Genomic DNA, 22,280 nt, shown 5'->3' on the forward strand with positions numbered 1-22,280 from the left:
TATTATATATGTGGAACTATTTATTTTCACTTGCAATTATTTCTTTGTACTTAACAGCCAATTCTCCCAATAAAAATTCTGTCGAAGTTTTATTTTTAGAATTTAAAATCGCTGTAAATTTATCATTATCCACGACATAATACTCAAACCCTTTTACATATTCGAGAGGAATTTGCAATCTATTTACAAAATGATCTATACTAAACATTCGTTCTAAAAGTTTCATAAACGCTTCTTTTTTCTCAACCACAAGTTCTTTCTTTAACATTGCTGTTCGTCCTGAAAACATATTCAAAATAGGATCAAGTGCAACAGAACCTCCCAGACCTACATGCCCGTCTAAATCTGATGCGGTGTGTAATTTTCTCTCAGCTTCTGTATATGATTTTTGCCCTTTCGGAATAATGCCTAAAGAAACCGCATTTATACCACTATTATAACCTTTTACAACAACCTCTTGCAATTGATGCATTACCATATTTAGTTTAACCGAAAAATTGATGTCCGAAAAATTCTCAGCAGTCAACAAAATTCTACTTTCTTTAAATTGTATCGACGAAAAAACAAGCTCATCTCCCACTTGAGCAGCAATTGAAAAAGCTCCCAAATTATTTGTTGTTGTCATTGCTTCTGTTTGCGCATTAATAACATAAACACCTTCTAAATCAAAAGTATTAGAGGTTATTCGTCCGCTTAAAACAGACCTATCCTGAGCCTGAGACCAACTTGTTTGCCCCAAAACAACAATCAAAACATATATAACCTTGTTTATCAAAATGACAAAATTTTAGAGATTTTCTTAAAGCAGTAAAAATATCTTAATGTATTCCAAATTTAGTATTAAGAACTTGGTAAAAATATGTTAATTAAACTTTGCTTGTCACCAACAAAATGAGACTTTTTAATATCTTTAACCTAAACAATTTGAGTTTATTTTTTATGAAAAGCATTATTATCGCCAGCACTTCTACGCTTCACGAAGGCAGTTATTTAGAATATTTATTACCTACTTTACAGTCTCATTTTAAAAACTGCAAAAGCATTTTATTTATACCATACGCACGCCCAAGCGGCATTTCGCATGACGAATACACCTCTAAAGTCGCACAAGCTTTTGCCTCGATAAACATTTCTGTAAAAGGAATTCACGAATTTGACAATCCAGAAAACGCAATAAAAAACGCCGAAGGAATCTTTACCGGCGGTGGAAACACTTTTTTATTGGTTACTCAATTATACAAAAACAACATCATGCAGCTTCTTGCCGAAACTGTAAAAAATGGAACTCCATATTTAGGAACAAGTGCCGGAAGTAATATTTGCGGTTTATCGATGCAAACTACAAATGATATGCCTATTATCTATCCGCCAAGTTTTCAAACTTTAGGTCTTATTCCTTTTAACCTAAATCCGCATTATCTAGATCCCGATATGCAATCAAAGCATATGGGAGAAACACGCGAAACAAGAATCAAAGAATTTCACGCTTTTAATGCTATTCCGGTTTTAGGACTAAGAGAAGGAAGCTGGCTAGAAGTAAAAGGCGATAAAATTACTCTAAAAGGAAGTCTGACCGCTCGCCTGTTTTTACAAAACCAAACTCCAAAAGAATTAGAATCCGAAAGCGATTTGAGCAGTTTAAAATAAAGTTTTTTCACCATTAAGACATTAAGTTTATCAAGGATTGAACTTAATTTTTCTTAATATCTTAATGGTAAAAAAATATCTCAATGATAAACACCAAAAAAAAATCCCCAAACAAGTTGTTTGAGGATTTTGAAGAGCGAAAGACGAGGCTCGAACTCGCGACAACCAGCTTGGAAGGCTGGAGCTCTACCAACTGAGCTACTTTCGCATTAACAGGGTGCAAATGTAAATAATTAATTCGTTTAAAAAAAATAAATTTCAATAATTATTTAATTTTGGTAAAGAAACCGAAACGATTAAATTTCGGTTTCTTAGAGCGAAAGACGAGGCTCGAACTCGCGACAACCAGCTTGGAAGGCTGGAGCTCTACCAACTGAGCTACTTTCGCATTACTGTGGTGCAAATATAGAAAATAAGTTAAGTTCAAAACAAGCTTTTCTTGAAAAAAAATCAATAAAAAATGATAATAATCTATAACTTATTTAAAATTAAAAAGTTATAAAATCATTTTTTTTTCAAAAATTACCAGTAATATCAAGGAAATGCTGCCAAAAGCAACTTTGTCGCTCAACGAGCTCTTCTAAGAAAAGAAAAAAACTGAAGAAAGTCGTATCTTTGGTAAAGACGTTCTAAACCCAATATAGTATTCAATTAATTTCATTACAAAAATTTAACAGGAATAATTTCATTATTCGATAAAATCAATCCTATATTTGCCGAGCAAAATCAAGCATAGATTCATGATGACATTTTTTAAGGACTCATCTAAGAAAAGAATCTGAAAAGGCTTTAATTAAAAAATTGCAATACCTACTGCAATCTAAATAATGTTAATTTGATTTCGTTTACCACCAAAACCACTATAGTGGGTTTTTACAAAAAATGAACGACCAACCCCAAAGAAAATCATTTGAAAATAAAATATTGGTGAACATTATTTAATGTTTTAAAAATTATAGAATGAATAAACTTTACTTTTTTTTAGTAATATGTATTTTTGTTGGATGCAAAAAGGACGCTCCCAAAATTGTTCCTGTGGTAAAAAAAACCGCACCAGCCATTATACTTACTGATGAACGAAAAGTAGATATCGACACTGCCTTTATTGGCACTTTTAAAAGCGAGACTCTTAAACAATTTTACAATTCATCCGAAAACAAAACTGTTTGGGGAGATCTTAAAAAAAGAACCTATGTTTTATCACAACTGGAAAACTCAGAGAAACTAGGACTAAATCCCGAAGATTACAAAGCTTCCAGGCTAAAAAAATTCGAAAGCAAAGTAACTAAACTGAGCGATACTGAATTGGCAACATATGACATTTTACTAACCTATAATTTCGAAAAATACCTAAATCATTTATACAAAGGAAAGCTTGACCCAAAGAAATTATATAGAGATTGGGATTTGGAAGAAAAAACATTTGATGTTAATAATGTCTTGATAAAAGCTTTCAACAAAAACAAACTAGATAGCATTGTAGATAACATTCAGTCAAAATCGCATACTTATAAGCAATTATTAAAAGCATTAGAAATCATCAATTCCTTTCCGGACGATGATGTTAAAAACATCGACGCTTTGAGCAAAATCACTTTGCGTGATACAAACTCTGCTTTAATAAATATAAAAAAAAGACTTTTGTTCTGGAAAGATATGAATGGAAGAGATAGCTTGACTAAAATTTACGACCAAAAGACTTTTGAATCTGTTAAGGAATTTCAAGCAAGACACGGACTAGCTTCTGATGGCGTTATTGGCCCCGGAACTATTAGCGCATTAAATTATTCTAAAGAAAAAAGAAAACAACAAATTATTGCCAACATAGAACGTTGGAGATGGTTTACTACAGATTTAGCCGAAAACTATTTCATTATAAACATTCCTGACTACAGCTTAAATGTTGTCGAAAATCAAGACACAGTGTTAACCAGAAATATTGTAGTAGGAACAAGCAAAAGAAAAACTCCTATAATTACATCTACACTAAAAACTGTTGTTTTTAACCCAACTTGGACAGTTCCGCCAACTATCTTAAAAGAAGATGTTGTTCCGGCAATGAAACGAAATCGTAATTATTTAGCCAATAAAAACATTACAATTTACGACTCCGCAGGAAAAGTTGTTGATCCAAGTGCTTGGAACGAAAATAAACCTGGCAATTACCGCTATATTCAAAGTCCAGGATTTAATAATTCTTTAGGATTAATGAAAATTTTATTCCCAAACAACCATAGTGTTTATTTACACGATACCAATCACCGTAATTATTTTGGAAGAAATAATCGCTCATTAAGCTCTGGCTGCGTTCGTGTTGAAAATCCACTGGAATTAGCAGAACATATATTAGATAATTCTGAACGATACTCAAAAGAAAAAATAGATACTATTATAGCTTCCAAGAAAACAACTAGTGCAAAAATCACCAAAAAATATTCTTTATATCAATGGTATTGGACCGCTTGGAGCGAAAAAAACCAGCTCATTTTTAGAGCTGATATTTATAACTTAGATTCAGATTTGTATGCTAAATTAAGAAATTAGCTTTTCTTCCATCGCAAAACTTCTTGACGGATGGTAGATATACAAACACGATTTATTTTTTATAGTTTCGATTATTTCATCAGTTAACTCAAGCGGAATCGCAGGACATCCTAAACTTCTTCCTAACCTTTTATTGCTTCGAATAAAGGACTCTGAAACGTAATCTGCACCATGCATTACAACTGCTCTTTCGCGAGCATTGTCATTAACACCTCTTTCTAATCCATCTAAACGTAATGAAGCTCCGTGTTTACCGCGGTAAATTTCGCCAGTAGAATAAAATCCTAAACTACTTTTAAATGATGAATTTGAATTTGAAAAAGTAGACGCAAATTCGTCTCCGGTATTTCTTCCGTGAGCTACTAAAGAATTATACAAAATTGTATTAGTTGTCAAATCAATAACCCACAAACGTTTTGTATTTGATGACAAACTAAAATCAATTAGGGTAAGAATATCTTTTTGAATAACTCCTTTTTCTTTCAATAAGTAGAAACCTTTTAAAGCTTCGGTGAAAGTTTTAAGTTCTGGTAACGAAAAATTATTTGAATGCAGGGTATTATAAATACTTTCAATTTTCAAGTCAACAGTTAATTTCTCAGCTTTAGCAAAAGTTTTTACTGTCGCTTTTTTAATTTCGGGTGTACTTTTCGAATCTTTAGCAAAAGACAACATAAAAAATACAAGCAGTGGATAAATTTTGTAAATCATTGAATTCGTTTAGGTTGGAAATTTATAACTTGGGTGAGGCAAAAATATAAAAAAATCATCCCCGTCAAACTACAACTCTGTAAATCAGGCACTTTTTGTTTAAAATTTAACAGAATCACAGTAAAAAATTAGCAATTTCGAACAAAAACAAATATTTTTGTAGGATATTTATATCTACTAAAAATTTAAATATTTTTAATGGTTTTCTTAAGAAAAACTTAATTAAAGTGTAACAATTCGAAAAAATTAATGTCTATTAGCCTAATATTGTCATCTGAAATCGCATTTTTAAAATCGCATGAAAAAAATAGTTCTTCTTAGTTTTCTTTTTATCACTTTCTGGAGTTACGGTCAAAAAAAAGTTTTGTCGGCACAATTAACCTCACAAAGTATTTCTATTGATGGAAAACTAGACGAAGCAGCTTGGGAAAATGCACCAATTGCCTCAAACTTTATCATGTTTGAGCCTGATAATGGAAAACCAATTCCAGAGAACAAACGAACAGAAATTAAAGTTCTATACAACAACGACGCTATTTATGTTGGGGCAATGATGTATGATGACGAACCCACTAAAATTTTAAAGGAAATTTCACAGCGTGACAATTTTGGAACGGCTGATCTTTTTGGAGTTTTCATAAATGGTTTTAATGATGGCCAGCAAAACTTCGAATTTTTTGTTACAGCATCGGATGTTCAAGGCGATTGTATTATGACCGATGCTAATGGAGAAGATTATTCATGGGATGCTGTCTGGAGCAGTAAAGCTGTTTTAACAGACAAGGGCTGGACTGTAGAAATTAAAATTCCATATGCTGCATTGCGCTTTCCAGGAGCGAACAAACAAACTTGGGGAATCAATTTTTTTAGAGAAATAAAACGAGAACGTCGAAAATATACCTGGAATTTAATCGATACCAAAATTGGTACATTCACGCAACAAAATGGAGATTTAATAGGAATCGAGAACATTAAACCTCCTACCCGATTATTTTTTATGCCATATGCTTCTTATTATTTGAATGCGGCAGATGGTCAAAAAACCTTTGCTACTTTAAAAGGCGGTATGGATATTAAATATGGAATTAATGATGCTTTTACGCTCGATGCAATTTTAATTCCAGATTTTGGACAGACTAAATACGACGATCAAATTTTGAATTTAGGTCCGTTTGAGCAACAATTTAATGAAAACAGAGCTTTTTTTACTGAAGGAACTGACTTGTTCAACAAAGGAAATATGTTTTATTCAAGAAGAATTGGCGGAAGACCATCTGTAGAACCGGACTTAAATGATAATGAGGAAATAATTGAAGAAGTTCAAAACGTTAATCTTATTAATGCCTTGAAAGTTTCCGGAAGAACTAAAAACGGTTTGGGAATTGGGATTTTAAATGCTGTTACCGAAAAAACTTTTGCAACGATTAAAGACACAATCGCTGACCAAACAAGACGTGTAGTTGTCGAACCTTTAACCAACTATAATGTATTGGTTCTGGATCAACGTTTTCGAAAAAACTCTTCGGTAACATTGATTAATACCAGTGTAATTCGAAATGGTCATTTTAGAGATGCCAATGTAACGGGTTTAGCCTGGGATTTAAACACAAAAGCAAATACTTATAACTTATCCGGGAATGTAAAATACAGTATGATTAATGCCGAAGAAAACAAGAATGGCGTTTATACAACTTTAAGTTTTGCCGAAACCAGCGGAAATTATCGTTACAGCGTTGGCTCTGATTTTGTTTCTAAAGATTTTGACCCAAATGACTTAGGAATTAACTTTTTTACCAATTATTACAACTTTTATGGTAATGCCAATTATAGAATTCTAAACCCAACAAAACTTTTTAACCGTTTTAGAATCAATTATGATACTTACGCCGAATTCAACAAAGAATCCGGCAAAGTACAAGCATTAGATATAGAGGTAAACGTAAATCTGACTACTGTGAAAAATAATTATTTTGGAATGGGATTCATTTTTCATCCTTCAATAACTTATGATTACTACGAGCCAAGAGCTGAAAATCGATACGTGAATATACCCCGAAAATTAGAATCGTGGGCAAGTTTATCTACCAATTACAATAAAAAGTTTGCAATAGATTTAAACCCTTCTATAACATTTACTGACGAAGAAGGAAGACTGGCATATGCATTTGACATTGGCCCGAGATACCGTTTTAACGACAAACTTTTATTGAACTATTCTTTTAGTTTTTCCAGAAAAAACAACAATAAAGGCTATATTGATAAATTCGACGATGATAACGATGCTAATACTCCAAAACAGATTGTGTTTGCCAATAGAAATGTTATTACCTACTCGAACACCTTAGCCGGAAAATATGCAATAAATAGTGCCATGACAATCAATTTGGCAGTTCGTCAATATTGGTCTTACGCCGAAAATAAACAAATGCTAGAATTACAGCAAAATGGTACCCTAACACCATATGACTTGTATACTAAAAACAAAAACTCAAGTTTTTACTCTTGGAATACTGACTTGTCATATTCCTGGTGGTTTGCACCCGGCAGTCAGCTATCTGTTTTGTATCGAAATAATGCTTCTAATTTTGAACGCATTATTGACAAGGATTTCAAAAATAATATCACTGGCTTACTAAACAATGATGCATTAAAACACATTTTTTCAATAAGTGTGAAATATTTTATTGACTATAATGCTGTCAAAAATAAAATCAGAAACAGAGCATAGCGTGAATTAATTTTAAAAATTTTAGTGTTCTTCAACTAAATTATTATTTTTTAATACGCTTCTTTTTATTAACCATAAATTATAACATTGCTTTCGTTCACATTTTAGAAATGGTTTATCTTTGTAAAAAACTAAAAATGATGAATAAAAAAGTAATACTAATGATCTTGGACGGTTGGGGAAAATCTCCTGATCCAAAAGTATCAGCGATAGACAATGCAAATGTTCCTTTTATAAACAGTCTTTACAAAAATTACCCAAGCGCTCAACTTCGCACTGACGGATTAAACGTTGGTTTACCTGAAGGTCAAATGGGAAATAGCGAGGTTGGTCACATGAACCTTGGCGCAGGAAGAATTGTATATCAAGATTTAGCCAAAATAAACTTAGCCGTAGCACACAAAACACTAGCCAAAGAACAAGTACTAGTTGATGCTTTTACTTATGCTAAAGAAAACAATAAAAAAGTACACTTTTTAGGATTAGTTTCAGATGGAGGTGTTCACTCTCATACTTCGCATTTACGCGGATTAATTGATGCATCGCAAGAATATGGTTTAGACCAAGTTTACGTTCATGCTTTTACAGATGGTCGCGATGTTGACCCAAAATCCGGAGCAAAATACATTCAGGATTTAGAAGAGCATATTAAAAATACTCCTGTAAAAATTGCTTCAATCATTGGTCGTTATTACGCAATGGATCGTGACAAACGTTGGGAGCGTGTAAAACTAGCTTACGATTTGATTGTAAACGGTACCGGAACTCCATCAAAAAATGCAGTTGCAAGTATTCTTGACAGTTACTCAAAAGATGTTACTGATGAGTTTATTGCTCCAATTGTTATGGTCGACGAGCAAGAAAAACCATTAGCAACAATTGTTGAAGGTGATGTTGTAATCTTCTTTAACTTTAGAACTGATAGAGGTCGTGAACTTACTGAAGCACTTTCGCAACAAGACTTTCACGAGCAAAACATGCACAAGTTAAACTTGTACTATGTAACACTTACAAACTACGACGAAACGTACAAAAATGTAAAAGTAGTTTACAATAAAGATAATATTACCGAAACTCTTGGTGAGGTTTTAGAAAAAGCAGGCAAAAAACAAATTCGTATTGCCGAAACTGAAAAATATCCTCACGTAACATTTTTCTTTTCTGGTGGTAGAGAAACTCCTTTTGACGGTGAATCTCGTATTTTAAGAAATTCTCCAAAAGTAGCTACTTACGATTTACAACCAGAAATGAGTGCTTTTGAATTAAAAGATGCTTTGATTCCTGAATTAAACAAAGGCGAAGTAGATTTTGTTTGCTTGAATTTTGCCAATGGAGATATGGTTGGACATACCGGAATCATGAGTGCTGCAATTAAAGCATGTGAAGCTGTTGATGCTTGCGTAAAAGAAGTTATCGAAGCTGCTCTTGCAAACGATTATACTACAATTGTAATTGCAGATCACGGAAACTGCGAAACGATGATTAATCCTGACGGAAGCCCAAATACAGCACACACAACAAACCCAGTGCCGATTATTTTAGTTGACAAAGAACTAAAAAACATTCAAAATGGTGTTTTAGGAGATATTGCTCCTACTATTTTAGAACTAATGGGCGTGCCACAACCAAATGCAATGACTTGTCATTCGCTATTGTAGAAGTTTTCAGTCTCAGTAGACAGTCTCAGTAGACGGTGAAAACTACAAAATAAACCCGACAGATTTCAAAAATCTGTCGGGTTTGCTGTTTTATAATCCCAAGTAAAAAATCATAACTGAAGCTCAAACTGAAAACCAAGACTCAAAACCAAGACTCAAAACTGATGCTAAAAACAAGAGCCGCTTTTTTTTTTGGCATAAATAAAAGTTAAACGTTCGTTGTTAATAGTAATACTATTATATTTGCACTCAAAATAATTTTTATGGAAATTATACTATCAAATATAAAAATGCAAGTAAACGAAAAGATCTACGTAAAAGATCCCGAAACATCTGCCTTAGGAAAAAAAATAGTTGAACAAAGTATCCTTCTTATTGATGCTATTGGTTTTGACAACTTTACCTTTAAAAAACTAGGAGAAAAAATTGGGTCAAACGAAAGTTCTATTTACCGTTATTTCGAAAATAAACATAAATTATTAGTATATTTATCTTCATGGTATTGGAGCTGGATCGAATACAAATTGGTATTTAATACCGCTAATATCATTGATAAAAAAGAGAAATTAAAAAAGGCAATAACAATCGTTACAGAAAAAGCGACTGATGATCTTTCTACAGATCATATCAACGAAGCTATTTTAAATAAAATTATAATTGCTGAGTTCACCAAAACATTTCATACTAAAGAAGTAGATCAGGAAAACAAAGAAGGCTTTTTTTTAATATACAAAAGACTCATTAATAGAATTGTTGCTATTGTAAACGAAGTAAATCCAGATTATCCGTTTGCCAAATCATTAGTTTCAACTATTGTAGAAGGTAGTTTACATCAGCACTTTTTAACAGATCATTTAAAAACAATTACAGATTGTAACGAAACTGTTTCCAGTACTCAGTTTTACATAAATCTTGCAGAAAACGTTTTACGCTAATTACAAAAACCATTATGACACCATTAAAACGATTTTACAATTTACTTGAGTTAGATAAGAAAGACATTTATCAACTCTTTTTCTACGCCATTTTTGCCGGTTTAATTAGTTTATCGCTTCCGCTGGGAATTCAGGCAATTATAGCCTTTATACAATCAGGAAGAGTAAGTGCATCTTGGATTGTACTTATTATTCTAGTTGTTGCCGGAGTTGGACTTGTTGGAATTTTAGCTTTTATGCAATTGCGAATTACCGAAAACCTTCAGCAAAAAATATTTGTTCGTGCTTCGTTTGAATTTGCAGCGCGGTTACCAAAAATAAAATCAGAGGAATTGTACGGAACTTATCCGCCGGAATTAACAAATCGCTTTTTTGATACTTTAACCATTCAAAAAGGAACTTCAAAATTATTAACCGATTTCTCAGCCGCTTTACTCCAAATCGTTTTTGGACTTATATTACTGTCCTTATATCATCCTTATTTTATTGTATTCGGACTTTTACTGTTCATGCTGCTTTACTTCATCTTTAAATTCTCTTATACATCTGGTTTAGAAACTAGTTTAAAAGAATCAAAATTCAAATACAAAGTTGCCGGTTGGTTACAAGAAATGGCTCGTAACAACTTCAGTTTCAAAAACGAATTAAACTATGATTTTGCACTCCAAAAAAACAACTCAATTGTAACGAATTATATTAATTACCGCGAGAAACACTTTAGCGTGATCAAAAAGCAATTTACTCAGCTAATTTTTTTCAAAATCATTATTACTGCCAGTTTATTGTCTATTGGAGGATATTTAGTATTAAGTCAGGAAATGAATATTGGGCAATTTGTCGCTGCAGAAATTATCATTTTATTAGTAATCAATTCTGTCGAAAAGATTATTCTTGGACTTGAAAGTTTCTACGACGTTTTAACAGCTGTCGAAAAAATAGGACAAGTAACTGATTTAGAATTAGAAGAAAACACAGATCCTGAAAGCGATAATTGCTACACCAATATCACTTTAGAAACTGAGAATTTAAAATTCAAATTTCCAGATGCTCCAATCCATGCGCTTGATTCTATTACGCTAAAAATTGAACAAGGAGAAAAAATTGTTGTCGACGGAACAAACGGATCAGGAAAAACAACATTAATTCGAGTATTATCTGGTATTCTAAAACAAAGTTCTGGCGCATTTTACATCAACGATGATACTTTTAGAAAAATAAACATCAAACAATATCGCTCTCAAATTGGTAATATCATTCATAACGAAACACCATTTGAAGGAACTATTTTAGAAAACATCACTTTTAATGATCCTAACATTAGTTCTGAGGATTTAAAATGGGCATTAGATGGAGTTCAGCTTAGCTCCTTTATAAAACAATTACCAAAAGGATTAGATACGCATATTTATCCTGAAGGAAGACAATTATCGTCGTCTAATGCACAAAAAATACTATTAGCAAGAAGTATAATTCACAAACCAAAAATACTTTTTTACGAAGACCCAACAGATACTATGGACGAAAATGTTGCCAATGAAATTATCGATTTTATTGCTTCTGAGAAAAACAAATGGACGATTATTGTTTCATCCAAAAATCCGCATTGGAAAACAAAATCTACACGCAGAATAACAATGCAAAACGGCCTTATTTTACTTGATCAAAAAAACGATACGCCATGTTAAACATATCTGATAATAAAACCAAATTACAGCCACTTGATCGATATACATCTATAAAAAATTTAAACGATAGAGCTCAATATAAAGTTTTAAACAAAATTATAATTGTTACTTCGATTTTAGGATTAATTGCTCTTTTTCTGCCATGGACACAAAACGTTTCCGGATCAGGAGCTGTTACAACTTTAAAACCCAATCAAAGACCACAATCTATCCAGAGTGTTATTTCTGGTCGAATTGAAAAATGGTACGTACAAGAAGGTGATTTTGTAAAAAAAGGCGATACTATTTTATTTATTTCGGAGATTAAAGAAGATTACATGGATCCGAATTTAGTGCAAAACACCAAAAATCAGGTCGATGCAAAGAAAAACTCTTTAGAATCTTATGATGAAAAAGTACAAACCCTTTCAACTCAGATTCAAGCGATAGAGAATGAAAAAAGACTAAAATTAGAACAAGCCAAAAACAAAGTCAGACAGTCTCTTTTAAAAATAAAAAGTGACAGTATTGATCTTGTTGCCGCCAAAACACAATTACGAATTGCAAATACGCAATACAATCGTTCGGTTCAATTAAATAAAGAAGGCTTAAAACCACTTACAGATGTCGAGGAAAAGCGCTTAAAACAACAAGATGTTGATGCGAAAATAATAACACAAGAGAACAAATACCTGACTAGTAAAAATGAATATATAAATGCTAAAGTTGAGATTAATCGAATTTCTGCAGAATACTCTGAAAAAATAGCTAAAGCAAAAAGCGACCAATTTACAACCTTGAGCAACAAATTTGACACTGAAGCTCAGGTAAGTAAATTAGAAAACCAATACACAAACTACAGCTTAAGAAACGGTATGTATTATATTAAAGCGGTTCAAAGCGGTTATATCAACAGAGCTTTGCAAGCAGGTTTGGGCGAAACCATTAAAGAAGGAACCCCAATTGTAACCATAATGCCGGCGCAATATGATCTTGCCGTTGAAACGTATGTAAATCCAATCGATTTACCTCTAATTAAAAAAGGAGAAAAAGTACGCGTTTGGTTTGATGGTTGGCCAACAATTGTATTTGCAGGCTGGCCAGATATGTCGTACGGAACTTTTGGTGGTAAAGTAGTTGCTATTGAAAATTTTATAAGCACCAACGGGAAATACAGAGTTCTAATTGCTCCAGATGCCGAGGAAGCGCATTGGCCAAAACAATTAAGTATTGGCTCTGGCGCGCAAACAATTGCTTTATTAGATACCGTACCAATTTGGTTTGAAATCTGGAGAACCTTAAACGGCTTCCCTCCTAATTATTACAAAAGCGGAGAAAAAGAAACTAAAGAGAAAAAATAATGAAACGAATACTTATAGCTTTTCTTTTTTTGAGTTGTACCGCATTTGGTCAACAAACAATTTCTAAAGAACTTACTTATAATGAGTTTCTTGGATATGTAAAAAAATATCATCCTTTGGTTAAAAGTGCTAATTTAGAACTAAGTGAAGCACAAGCTAATTTGATGATGGCCCGAGGTGGTTTTGACCCGAAAATTGAGGTCGATTTTAGTAAAAAACAATTCAAGGACAAGGAATATTACTCTATTTTGAATAGTAGTTTTAAAATTCCAACTTGGTACGGAATTGAGCTTAAAGCAGGATTTGACAATAATGAAGGTGTTTACCTTAACCCGGAAAATACAACGCCAAATGCAGGATTAACTTCGTTTGGAATCAGTGTTCCGCTTGGGCAAGGATTATTTATCAATCAACGAATGGCCGATGTTCGTAAAGCTAAAATCCAGATAAAACTAAGCCAGTCCGAAAGAAAACTTCAAGCTGTTAGCGTTTTGTATGATGCTTCATTAGCTTATTTTAACTGGAAGAAGAACTTTGAGGAAATGAAGCTTTATGAAACTTACAACAACAATGCTGAAATACGTTTGGAAGGAATAAAATCTTTGATCACTCAAGGTGATAAACCAGCCATAGATAGTATTGAAGCAGGAATTATTGTAAAAAACAGAGCTTTAAGTCTTGAAGATTCTAAGTTAAAATTAGCCAAAGCAAAACTCGAATTGTCCAATTTTATGTGGATTGACAACAACATTCCGCTAGAAATTTCAGATGATCTTGTGCCGGAAACTGCTCTGGAATCGACATTGCAGGAAACTTTAAAAACAAACGATTTGTTGCAAAAGGATTTTAGCTTGGATACTCATCCAAAAATAAATGCTTTGCAAAACAAAATAGATATGCTAACTGTAGACAAACAGTTGAAGCAAAATATGCTATTGCCGAAAATAAATGTGGGTTACTCCTATTTATCTGAGCCTAGTTATATTGACAATTATCGTTTTGAAGATTACAAAATTGGTTTAGATTTTGCCTTTCCCTTATTTCTGCGTAAAGAACGCGGAAGCTTAAAATTAGCCAAGTATAAGCTTTTGGAAAGCGAATTTACTTTGGCATTAGAGAAAACACAATTAAGCAATAAAATAAGTGCTCAAAAAATTGAAATCAATTCGCTTGTAAAACAAAAAAAGCTCGCTAAAGATTTAGTGCAAAACAATTTAACAATGCTCAATTCTGAAGAACGTTTATTCACTTTTGGAGAAAGTTCATTGTTTTTGATTAATACTCGTGAGAATAATTTAGTAAGTGCAAAATTAGCCTCAATTGCTCTCGAAAACAGATTTTACATCTCTAATTCAGAGCTTTTCAAAATTATGGCAAATCCTGATTAATTAAAGTTTTTCACCATATAAGTCATATAAGCTATTATAAGTTTCTGCCTTTTAGCGCTCTTATTTAAATGAACTTATATGACTTATATGGTGACAAAAAATTAAACTACAAAATAATGATACGTCCATTCTACGGCGTAAATTATAAGTCCGATGAGTCCGCCAACTAAAGTTCCGTTGATTCTAATATACTGCAGATCTTTACCTATTTCTAATTCTAACTTCTCCGAAACTTCTTTTCCGTCCCAACTTTTTACAGTTGAAGAAATTAAATCTCCAATTACTTTTTTATTGTTTAGAAGGATCGAAAGTAAATCGTTCTTGATAAAATTGTTGATCTTGTCAATCATAACAGCATCTTCTTTGATTCCGTTTCCAAAACTCTGAATCAAACCAGAAATATTTTTCTTTATCGATGATTCATCACCTTTTTCTAAATCATTACTAATAGACAATTTTATTTCGTCCCAAATTCCGTTTATATAATCCTGAACCTCTTTTTTTCCAGCAAAACTTAGAATCATATTATTGATTTTGATTCTCATTTCTTCTGAGTTTTTTACTTTATCCAGAAAATTATAAACATATTCATCGATTTTAATCCTAATGTCACTTCCAGGCTTTTTAGCCTCATTTAAAAAATCTGCCAAACCATTAAAAACTCCTTCTGTAATACTTTTATCGGCTAAGCCAAAACTCAAAAAAGGCGTCGATTCTTTTACTTTTTTCCGAATCAAATCTTTGTTGTTACTCAATTCCGTGCTCATAACATTTAGAACATTGGTTAGCAATTCGTCCTTTACATTGCCTTTTTGCAAAGGTTCTAAAGCCAACGCCACCCATTCTCCAAAATTAATTCCCTCTAATTTTGCTGCAAATTGAACTTGAATGAAATGCTTTATATCTTCATCTTTTATTGTTCTTAAAACTCCTGGAATAACATTTACAACAACCAAATTGGCAATTTTATTTGCATTTTCGTCATGCGAAAGCCATTCTGAAGCTTTTGTAGCAAAGTTGAACTCGTCTATTTTAATTTCGAGTTTTTCACGATTTAGAAATTCTTCCGAAACAAAATTTCCCAGATTTTCGCCAATCTCATTTTTCTTTGTCGGAATAATTGCCGTATGCCAAATTGGAATTCCTAGCGGATGACGAAATAAAGCCACAACAGCGAACCAATCTGCAATTCCTCCAACCATTGCCGCTTCGCTAAAAGCCTGCAACATTGGTATCTTAAAATAAATCGCAATTATAAATAATAGTACTGCAAAGCCTAAGAGCGCAAGAGCATTACTTTTCATTTTATTTAAAGCTTTCTTTTTTAATATATTTTCCTGATCTATTGACGTTTCCATAATTTCATTACTTTTAAATCTTACTAATTTACGTTTTTTCTGTCAAATAGTAATTGAAAAGGTTTGCCACGAATTCCACGAATTAACACGAATTTATTTTTTTATAAATTTTAAGACAATCAAATTCGTGAAATTCAATTTTTACATTACTATTCATTCGTGCCAATTCGTGAAATTCGTGGCAAAAAATTTAAAACTTCTCAACATAAAAAAAATAATATTAAAATTGTACTTTTGCGAACTGAATATCTGAAAAATATGATTATCCAAAAAAGTAGAGAAGAAATTGAATTAATGCGCGAAAGTGCTTTGATCGTATCTAAAACATTAGGAATGATTGCTTCTGAAATTAAAGAAGGAGTTACTACATTATATCTTGACAAATTAGCCGAAGAATTTATTCGTGATCATGGTGCAGTTCCAAGTTTTCTTGGGTTGTATGATTTCCCGAATTCACTTTGTATGAGTCCAAATTCGCAAGTTGTACACGGAATTCCAAATAACAAACCTCTTGAAAGTGGTGATGTTATTTCGGTAGATTGCGGTGCTTTTAAAAACGGATATCATGGAGATCATGCTTATAGTTTTGAAATTGGAGAAGTTGCTCCAGAAGTAAAGAAACTTTTGCAAGTAACAAAAGAATCTCTTTATGTTGGAATTAGAGAATTTAGAGCTGGAAATCGTGTTGAAGATGTTGGAAATGCGATTCAAAAATATACAGAATCTCACGGTTACGGAGTTGTTCGCGAATTGGTTGGTCATGGTTTAGGGCAAAAAATGCACGAAGAACCAGAAATGCCAAACTACGGAAAACGCGGTCGTGGTAAACTTTTTGTTGAAGGAATGGTTGTTGCAATTGAGCCAATGATTAATCTTGGAACTAAAAACATCAAACAACACAAAGACGGCTGGACTATTACAACTGCCGACGGAAAAGCTAGTGCGCATTTTGAACATGATGTTGCTTTAATCGATGGAAAACCAGAATTATTATCAACTTTTCAATACATCTATAAAGCTCTAGGAATCGAAAGCAATGAAGAAGATGAATTCAGAAAAGTGCCGTTAGTTCTATAATTAAAATCAACCCCGAATAAAACCCTGTGAAAAAATTATTCAAATTAGTCCTTAATACAATTCCTCGTCCATTATTAATTCGTTTGAGCTATGTGGCTCGTCCGGTTTTGGCATTTTCATTAAAAGGAACCAAATATACTGATCCGATTGATGGAAGGAGCTTCAAATCATTTTTGCCTTATGGATACGGAAAACAACGTAATAATGTGCTTTCACCAAGTACACTTTCGTTAGAAAGACACCGTTTACTTTGGTTGTACTTAAACGATCAGACTGATTTTTTTACAGCACCAAAAAAGGTATTGCATTTTGCTCCGGAACAAGCTTTTTACAAAAGATTCCGTAAGCAAAAGAATCTTGATTATACGACCACCGATTTGTTTTCGCCTTTGGCAGATGTAAAAGCTGATATTTGCAATTTGCCTTTTAAAGACAACGAATATGATGTTATTTTGTGCAATCACGTTTTAGAACATATTCCAGACGACACAAAAGCAATGCAGGAATTATTTCGTGTTCTAAAACCTGGAGGAATGGCGATTTTACAAATTCCGCAAGATCTATCAAGAGATGTTACTTTTGCTGATGATACTATTACAGATCAAAAAGAACGCGCTAAAATTTTTGGACAATACGATCACGTTCGTATTTATGGCCGTGACTATTTTGACAAATTAAGAAGCATCGGCTTTATCGTAATCGAAGAAGATTACACTAATAAAATTACACCAGAATTAGTTGAAAAATATTGCTTAGCAAAAGGAGAAATTATTCCGCTTTGCTTTAAGCCGGAAAACTAATTTTTTTTCACCATATAAGTGATGTAAGTTCACTTAAAAAGAGTTTTCAAATTATTGATATTTTGAAAACTCTTTATTTTTTTTAGCCCAATTCCTAAATTATAAGCCAACCAAATTTCTAAACCTTGGAAACTACAAAATCATTTCAATTTTGTTTTGACATCAGTTTTGAAAAAAATCTGAACACCTATATCCCAACTTCTTATATTATTGAGAATAACGATGAAATCAAGTATTTGAACAAAAAAGCAACTCCGGACATTCTTGAAAGTTTTGGAATTGTTTTCGAAAACTTAGATTCGAATACAAAAAAAATACTGACCGTTTGCGAATCTTTAAAGCCCGATTTTATTTTTAAGAAGTTCAGCACCAAAATCAAATCGGCGAAAACAATTACGGATTTACAAAAAGATTCCAAAATCGAATTTGCAATTCGTCAGCATTTGCAACTAAATCTAACTTCATTCTATTCTTTAATTTCAAAAGAGCAATTTCCGCTATCTCATAATATGAGTGCCGAAAAGGATTTTTTTAGATCGATAGTCGATATCACGCCTCTTTATTTAGAACCTCAAATTCAGTTTGACAAACACGCGGAAGGAGTTACATATACATTGTCTTTACAGGAAAACGAAACTACATTTTTACCCATGAATTGTAGTATTGAGATTCTTCTGGATAACCCAAGTTGGCTAATTATTGATAAAAAATTAGGGCAACTAAAAGATCTGAATTCTAAAAAACTCCTTCCTTTTTTAAAGAAAAAATCAATCGAAATACCTTCAAGATTAGTCGATGATTATTTTAAGAATTTTATCCCCGAAATAGCCAAAAAAATTGATATTGAAGCAACTGGTTTTGAAATCGAACTTCGTGATAAAATTGTTTCAAGTACCATTCAACCTCTTTTCGATTTCTTCAAGAACTGCTATTACCTCAACGTTTATTTTGATTATAACGGATATGTATTTGATATTAGTAAAACTAAAAAAACACATTCGTTTGTTGATTTTAGTATTCCTAATGAACCTAAAATCATTCAGTTTAAACGAAGCACAGATGAATCTTTATATAATGATAAATTACTCGAAATTGGTTTAATAAAAACCAAAAACGAATTGTTTGGTTTAAACTCCGAAACAGAAATTACTGATCCTTACATCAATATTCAATTTGTTATTGATCACAAAGAAGAGCTGGAAAGTTTAGGATTTACTATCCAAAATTTAAAACTCGAAAGCAAAGAAATTATTACCGAAAACCATACTATTACGGCTTCAAAAGAAGAAACAAAAGAAGATTGGTTTGATATCAGAATAATTATTTCGATTGGAGATTTCAATATTAATTTCAGCGAAATTATCCCTAATATAAAAAGCAAAGAAAGACTCTTTTTACTGCCCGATGGAAATTACTTTTTGATTCCTTTAGAATGGCTTAGTAAATATGGTTCGTTGGCTAAATTGGCTAAAACAGATAATGGAAATCTTCTTTTGCGTAAAAGTAATTTTACGGCTTTGGATGCTATTCCGGAAATTAAAAACGACATTATTCAGAAAGCTGAATATACGGCTTCGGAATTATTAAAAGCAACATTAAGACCTTATCAAATTGAGGGCGCAAAGTGGCTTTTGGGTCATTTCAACTCCAATTTAGGTGCTTGCCTTGCCGATGATATGGGACTTGGAAAAACACTACAAACTTTGGCCGTTCTGGTTGCCGTGCAGGAGCAATTGGGTTTTACTACCAGAACCACGAATTTTGATTTGTTTGCCAACGAAACAACTATTGAGCGAGAACCTTTAAAAGCGCTGATTGTTCTGCCTTCTTCATTGGTTTTTAACTGGTACAACGAAGCAGGAAAATTTACGCCTCACTTTTCAAAAATGCAATATGTGGGTAATGATCGAAAATTATTAGCACCCCACTTAAAATCTACGGATTTGATTTTTACCAGCTATAGTATTATTCATCGTGATATTTCAATCTTAGAAAAATATGATTTCCGCTATTTAATTTTGGATGAAAGTCAATATATCAAAAATAAAAATTCTAAGATTTTTAAAGCTATCAATAAAATTAATACTGCTCATAAAATAGCGTTGAGTGGTACACCAATCGAAAATTCGCTGGACGATTTATGGTCGCAAATGCAATTCATAAACCCAGATATTTTGGGCAGTTACGATTTTTTTGCTCAGAATTTTAAAATTCCGATTGAGAAAAAACAGGATGAGAATAGTTTATCTGAACTAAAAAATCTTATTCAGCCTTATATTTTAAGAAGAACCAAAGAACAGGTTTTAAAAGATTTGCCCGAGTTAACGGAACAGATTTACTATTGCGATATGGATCCTGAACAGGAAAAACTATACGAGAAAGAAAAATCTAAAGCCCGTAATTTTTTACTAAAAACAGATGGATCTAGTCCTGATAAAATCAGTATTATAAATACTTTGATGAAATTAAGACAATTGAGTAACCATCCCAAAATGGTAGATCAGGAATCAGAAATTGATTCCGGAAAATATATTGCAGTTACTCATTATCTGGAAAATTTAGTCAAAGCAAAGCAAAAAGTAATCATTTTTAGTTCGTTTGTTACTAATTTGAGTTTTTACACTTCTTGGTGTAAAGAAAATAAAATAGATTTTTGTGAGATTACCGGCGAAACTCCAGCAAGTAAAAGAGAACAGCAGGTAAAATTATTTCAGGAAAAAGAAAATCCTTTGTTATTTTTTATTTCGCTTAAAGCGGGTGGTGTTGGTTTAAATATTACAAAAGCTTCATATGTTTTGTTTTTAGATCCGTGGTGGAACCCTTTTGCTGAAAAACAAGGAGTGGGACGAGCACATAGGATTGGACAATTGAATAAAGTAAATGTTATTCGTTTTATTTCTAAAAATACGGTTGAAGAAAAAATAATCAAACTACAGGAGAACAAAAAGTTATTATCTGACTCTCTTTTGGAAGAAAGCTTTATCAGCGATGAAATCGAAAATAATTTAGAATTTATTTTGGGGGCATAATAATTTGTTTTTTAGAACCAATATATTGGCTCATTTTTCGTTATAAAAAATTGCTATATTTACAATCTTACAATGTAATACGATGCCAAAATTTTTATATACAAGCTTAGTTCTGTTATTTATTTTTACTTCGGCGAAAGCTCAAGAAATACAAAACGAGATTGATCCACCCTACAATATTAAAACTGTTTCGTTTGTTCAAAATGGTAGTCCGGTAGTTCCAATATTCGAATTAGGTGATACTTTTTCATTTCAATTTGACGATTTATTTGGCAATGAAGCTAATTATTATTTTGAAATCACGCATTGCGATTACAATTGGAAACCAACGGACATTCCGAAAACAGATTATATAATGGGTTTTGATAACCAAAGAATAACAGATTATTCGAACTCATTTAATACGCTTCAAATTTATTCTCATTATCGACTTTCGTTCCCTAATCAGTTCACTACTCAATTACGAATTTCGGGAAACTACATACTTAAGATTCTTAATGAAGACAAAGAAGTTATTTTTTCAAGAAAATTCATTTTATACGAAAATCATTCTACAGTTGCTGCTCAGGTAAAACGAAGCCGAAATGTACTGAATATTGATTATAAACAAAATTTAGATTTTTCAATTTTATCCAACGACATTGTTTTTCAAACTCCTTTACAAAACGTAAAAGTTCTATTATTGCAAAATGGTAATTTTAATACCGCTATTAAAAATGTACCTCCTCAATACACAATTGGAAATCAGTTGATTTACAAGTATGATAAAGAAACCCAATTTTGGGGCGGAAATGAGTTTTTATATTTCGAAAACAAAGATATTCGCACCGCCGCGACAAATGTTGCAAAAGTTGGCGCTAACGGCGATATTTACAATTCTTATTTATTTACGAATCAAGCAAGAGCAAATCAAATTTACACCACAAACCAGGATGTAAACGGCTATTTTGTAGTTAAGAATATAAATGCTTCGAATAATGAAATCGAGGCAGATTATGCCTGGGTTTATTTTAGCTTGTCTGCTCCTACTTTCAGATCATCAACGAAAGACATTTATATTGGCGGAATGTTTAACAATTACAGCTTATCGCCAGAATACAAAATGGATTATAATAGTGAAAAGGGGCTTTTTGAAAAAGCAGTAATGATTAAGCAAGGTTTTACAAGTTTTCAATACTTTATTGCCGACAAAAAAGGTGTTATTGATTTTGAAAATGCGATCGATGGTAACTTCTATCAAACTGAAAATGAATACACCATCTTGGTTTATTATAAAGAAAGTACAGATCGATACCAAAGAGTTATCGGAAAAGGAAATGCAAACTCCATAAACATCATAAATTAAAACATTGTTAAGGTTTTAAATCGGATGATTTTTTT

The 22,280-nt window shown here is 32.3% G+C and carries 15 protein-coding genes and 2 tRNA genes; 12 read left to right on the forward strand and 5 right to left on the reverse strand.

Annotated features, from left to right (window positions below; all coding sequences use genetic code 11):
* Positions 1-16 precede the first annotated feature (16 nt).
* Positions 17-775, reverse strand: coding sequence for a hypothetical protein (locus IW18_RS10580; protein ID WP_089081924.1), 759 nt, complete (start codon positions 773-775; stop codon positions 17-19).
* A gap of 164 nt (positions 776-939) precedes the next feature.
* Between IW18_RS10580 and pepE the strand changes: the two genes are divergently transcribed.
* A complete protein-coding gene (pepE, locus tag IW18_RS10585) occupies positions 940-1,647 on the forward strand; it encodes a dipeptidase PepE (RefSeq protein WP_089081927.1) in 708 nt (235 codons plus the stop codon).
* Positions 1,648-1,782: 135 nt separating this feature from the next.
* On the opposite strand, the gene IW18_RS10590 is transcribed toward pepE, so the two are convergent.
* Both IW18_RS10590 and IW18_RS10595 read right to left on the reverse strand, forming a co-directional pair.
* Positions 1,783-1,855 (reverse strand) — tRNA-Gly (locus tag IW18_RS10590).
* 107 nt (positions 1,856-1,962) lie between these two features.
* A tRNA-Gly gene (locus tag IW18_RS10595) sits at positions 1,963-2,035 on the reverse strand.
* Positions 2,036-2,607: 572 nt separating this feature from the next.
* On the opposite strand from IW18_RS10595, the gene IW18_RS10600 reads away from it, so the two are divergent.
* On the forward strand, positions 2,608-4,191 hold the full coding sequence (locus IW18_RS10600; RefSeq protein WP_041517544.1) for a L,D-transpeptidase family protein: 1,584 nt from the start codon (positions 2,608-2,610) through the stop codon (positions 4,189-4,191).
* Here IW18_RS10600 and IW18_RS10605 read toward each other — a convergent pair.
* Positions 4,180-4,902, reverse strand: a complete 723-nt coding sequence (locus IW18_RS10605) for a murein L,D-transpeptidase catalytic domain family protein (protein WP_041517545.1) — start codon at positions 4,900-4,902, stop codon at positions 4,180-4,182. The genes IW18_RS10600 and IW18_RS10605 overlap by 12 nt on opposite strands.
* Positions 4,903-5,200: 298 nt before the next feature.
* Between IW18_RS10605 and IW18_RS10610 the strand changes: the two genes are divergently transcribed.
* From IW18_RS10610 to IW18_RS10635, 6 genes are all read left to right on the forward strand, one after another.
* The gene (locus IW18_RS10610) at positions 5,201-7,630 is read left to right on the forward strand and encodes a DUF5916 domain-containing protein (protein ID WP_041517546.1); all 2,430 of its coding nucleotides are present in this window, start codon (positions 5,201-5,203) and stop codon (positions 7,628-7,630) included.
* 140 nt (positions 7,631-7,770) lie between these two features.
* On the forward strand, positions 7,771-9,288 hold the full coding sequence (gpmI, locus tag IW18_RS10615; protein WP_041517547.1) for a 2,3-bisphosphoglycerate-independent phosphoglycerate mutase: 1,518 nt from the start codon (positions 7,771-7,773) through the stop codon (positions 9,286-9,288).
* A gap of 263 nt (positions 9,289-9,551) precedes the next feature.
* Complete coding sequence (locus IW18_RS10620; RefSeq protein WP_041517548.1) at positions 9,552-10,223, forward strand: TetR/AcrR family transcriptional regulator; 672 nt, start codon at positions 9,552-9,554, stop codon at positions 10,221-10,223.
* 14 nt (positions 10,224-10,237) lie between these two features.
* Positions 10,238-11,908, forward strand: coding sequence for a peptidase domain-containing ABC transporter (locus IW18_RS10625; protein WP_041517549.1), 1,671 nt, complete (start codon positions 10,238-10,240; stop codon positions 11,906-11,908).
* Positions 11,902-13,248 carry an HlyD family secretion protein gene (locus IW18_RS10630; RefSeq protein ID WP_041517550.1) on the forward strand — a complete coding sequence of 449 codons (1,347 nt, stop codon included), beginning with the start codon at positions 11,902-11,904 and terminating at the stop codon, positions 13,246-13,248. Before IW18_RS10625 ends, IW18_RS10630 begins: the two co-directional genes overlap by 7 nt.
* Positions 13,248-14,636, forward strand: a complete 1,389-nt coding sequence (locus tag IW18_RS10635; RefSeq protein ID WP_041517551.1) for a TolC family protein — start codon at positions 13,248-13,250, stop codon at positions 14,634-14,636. Before IW18_RS10630 ends, IW18_RS10635 begins: the two co-directional genes overlap by 1 nt.
* Positions 14,637-14,737: 101 nt before the next feature.
* Here IW18_RS10635 and IW18_RS10640 read toward each other — a convergent pair whose 3' ends face one another.
* The gene (locus IW18_RS10640) at positions 14,738-15,994 is read right to left on the reverse strand and encodes a DUF445 domain-containing protein (RefSeq protein ID WP_041517552.1); all 1,257 of its coding nucleotides are present in this window, start codon (positions 15,992-15,994) and stop codon (positions 14,738-14,740) included.
* Between the two features lie 258 nt (positions 15,995-16,252).
* Here IW18_RS10640 and map point away from each other — a divergent pair, with 258 nt between their 5' ends.
* The 4 genes from map to IW18_RS10660 all read left to right on the forward strand — a co-directional run bounded on the left by map (position 16,253) and on the right by IW18_RS10660 (position 22,245).
* Positions 16,253-17,071 carry a type I methionyl aminopeptidase gene (gene map / locus IW18_RS10645; protein ID WP_041517750.1) on the forward strand — a complete coding sequence of 273 codons (819 nt, stop codon included), beginning with the start codon at positions 16,253-16,255 and terminating at the stop codon, positions 17,069-17,071.
* A 26-nt stretch (positions 17,072-17,097) separates the two neighbouring features.
* Positions 17,098-17,871: a class I SAM-dependent methyltransferase gene (locus tag IW18_RS10650; RefSeq protein WP_041517553.1), complete on the forward strand. Its 774-nt coding sequence runs from the start codon at positions 17,098-17,100 to the stop codon at positions 17,869-17,871.
* Between the two features lie 125 nt (positions 17,872-17,996).
* Positions 17,997-20,900, forward strand: a complete 2,904-nt coding sequence (locus IW18_RS10655) for a DEAD/DEAH box helicase (protein ID WP_041517554.1) — start codon at positions 17,997-17,999, stop codon at positions 20,898-20,900.
* 82 nt (positions 20,901-20,982) lie between these two features.
* A complete protein-coding gene (locus IW18_RS10660) occupies positions 20,983-22,245 on the forward strand; it encodes a type IX secretion system plug protein (protein WP_041517555.1) in 1,263 nt (420 codons plus the stop codon).
* Positions 22,246-22,280 lie beyond the last annotated feature (35 nt).

This window comes from Flavobacterium hibernum (genome assembly GCF_000832125.1).
Taxonomy (GTDB): Bacteria; Bacteroidota; Bacteroidia; order Flavobacteriales; family Flavobacteriaceae; genus Flavobacterium; species Flavobacterium hibernum.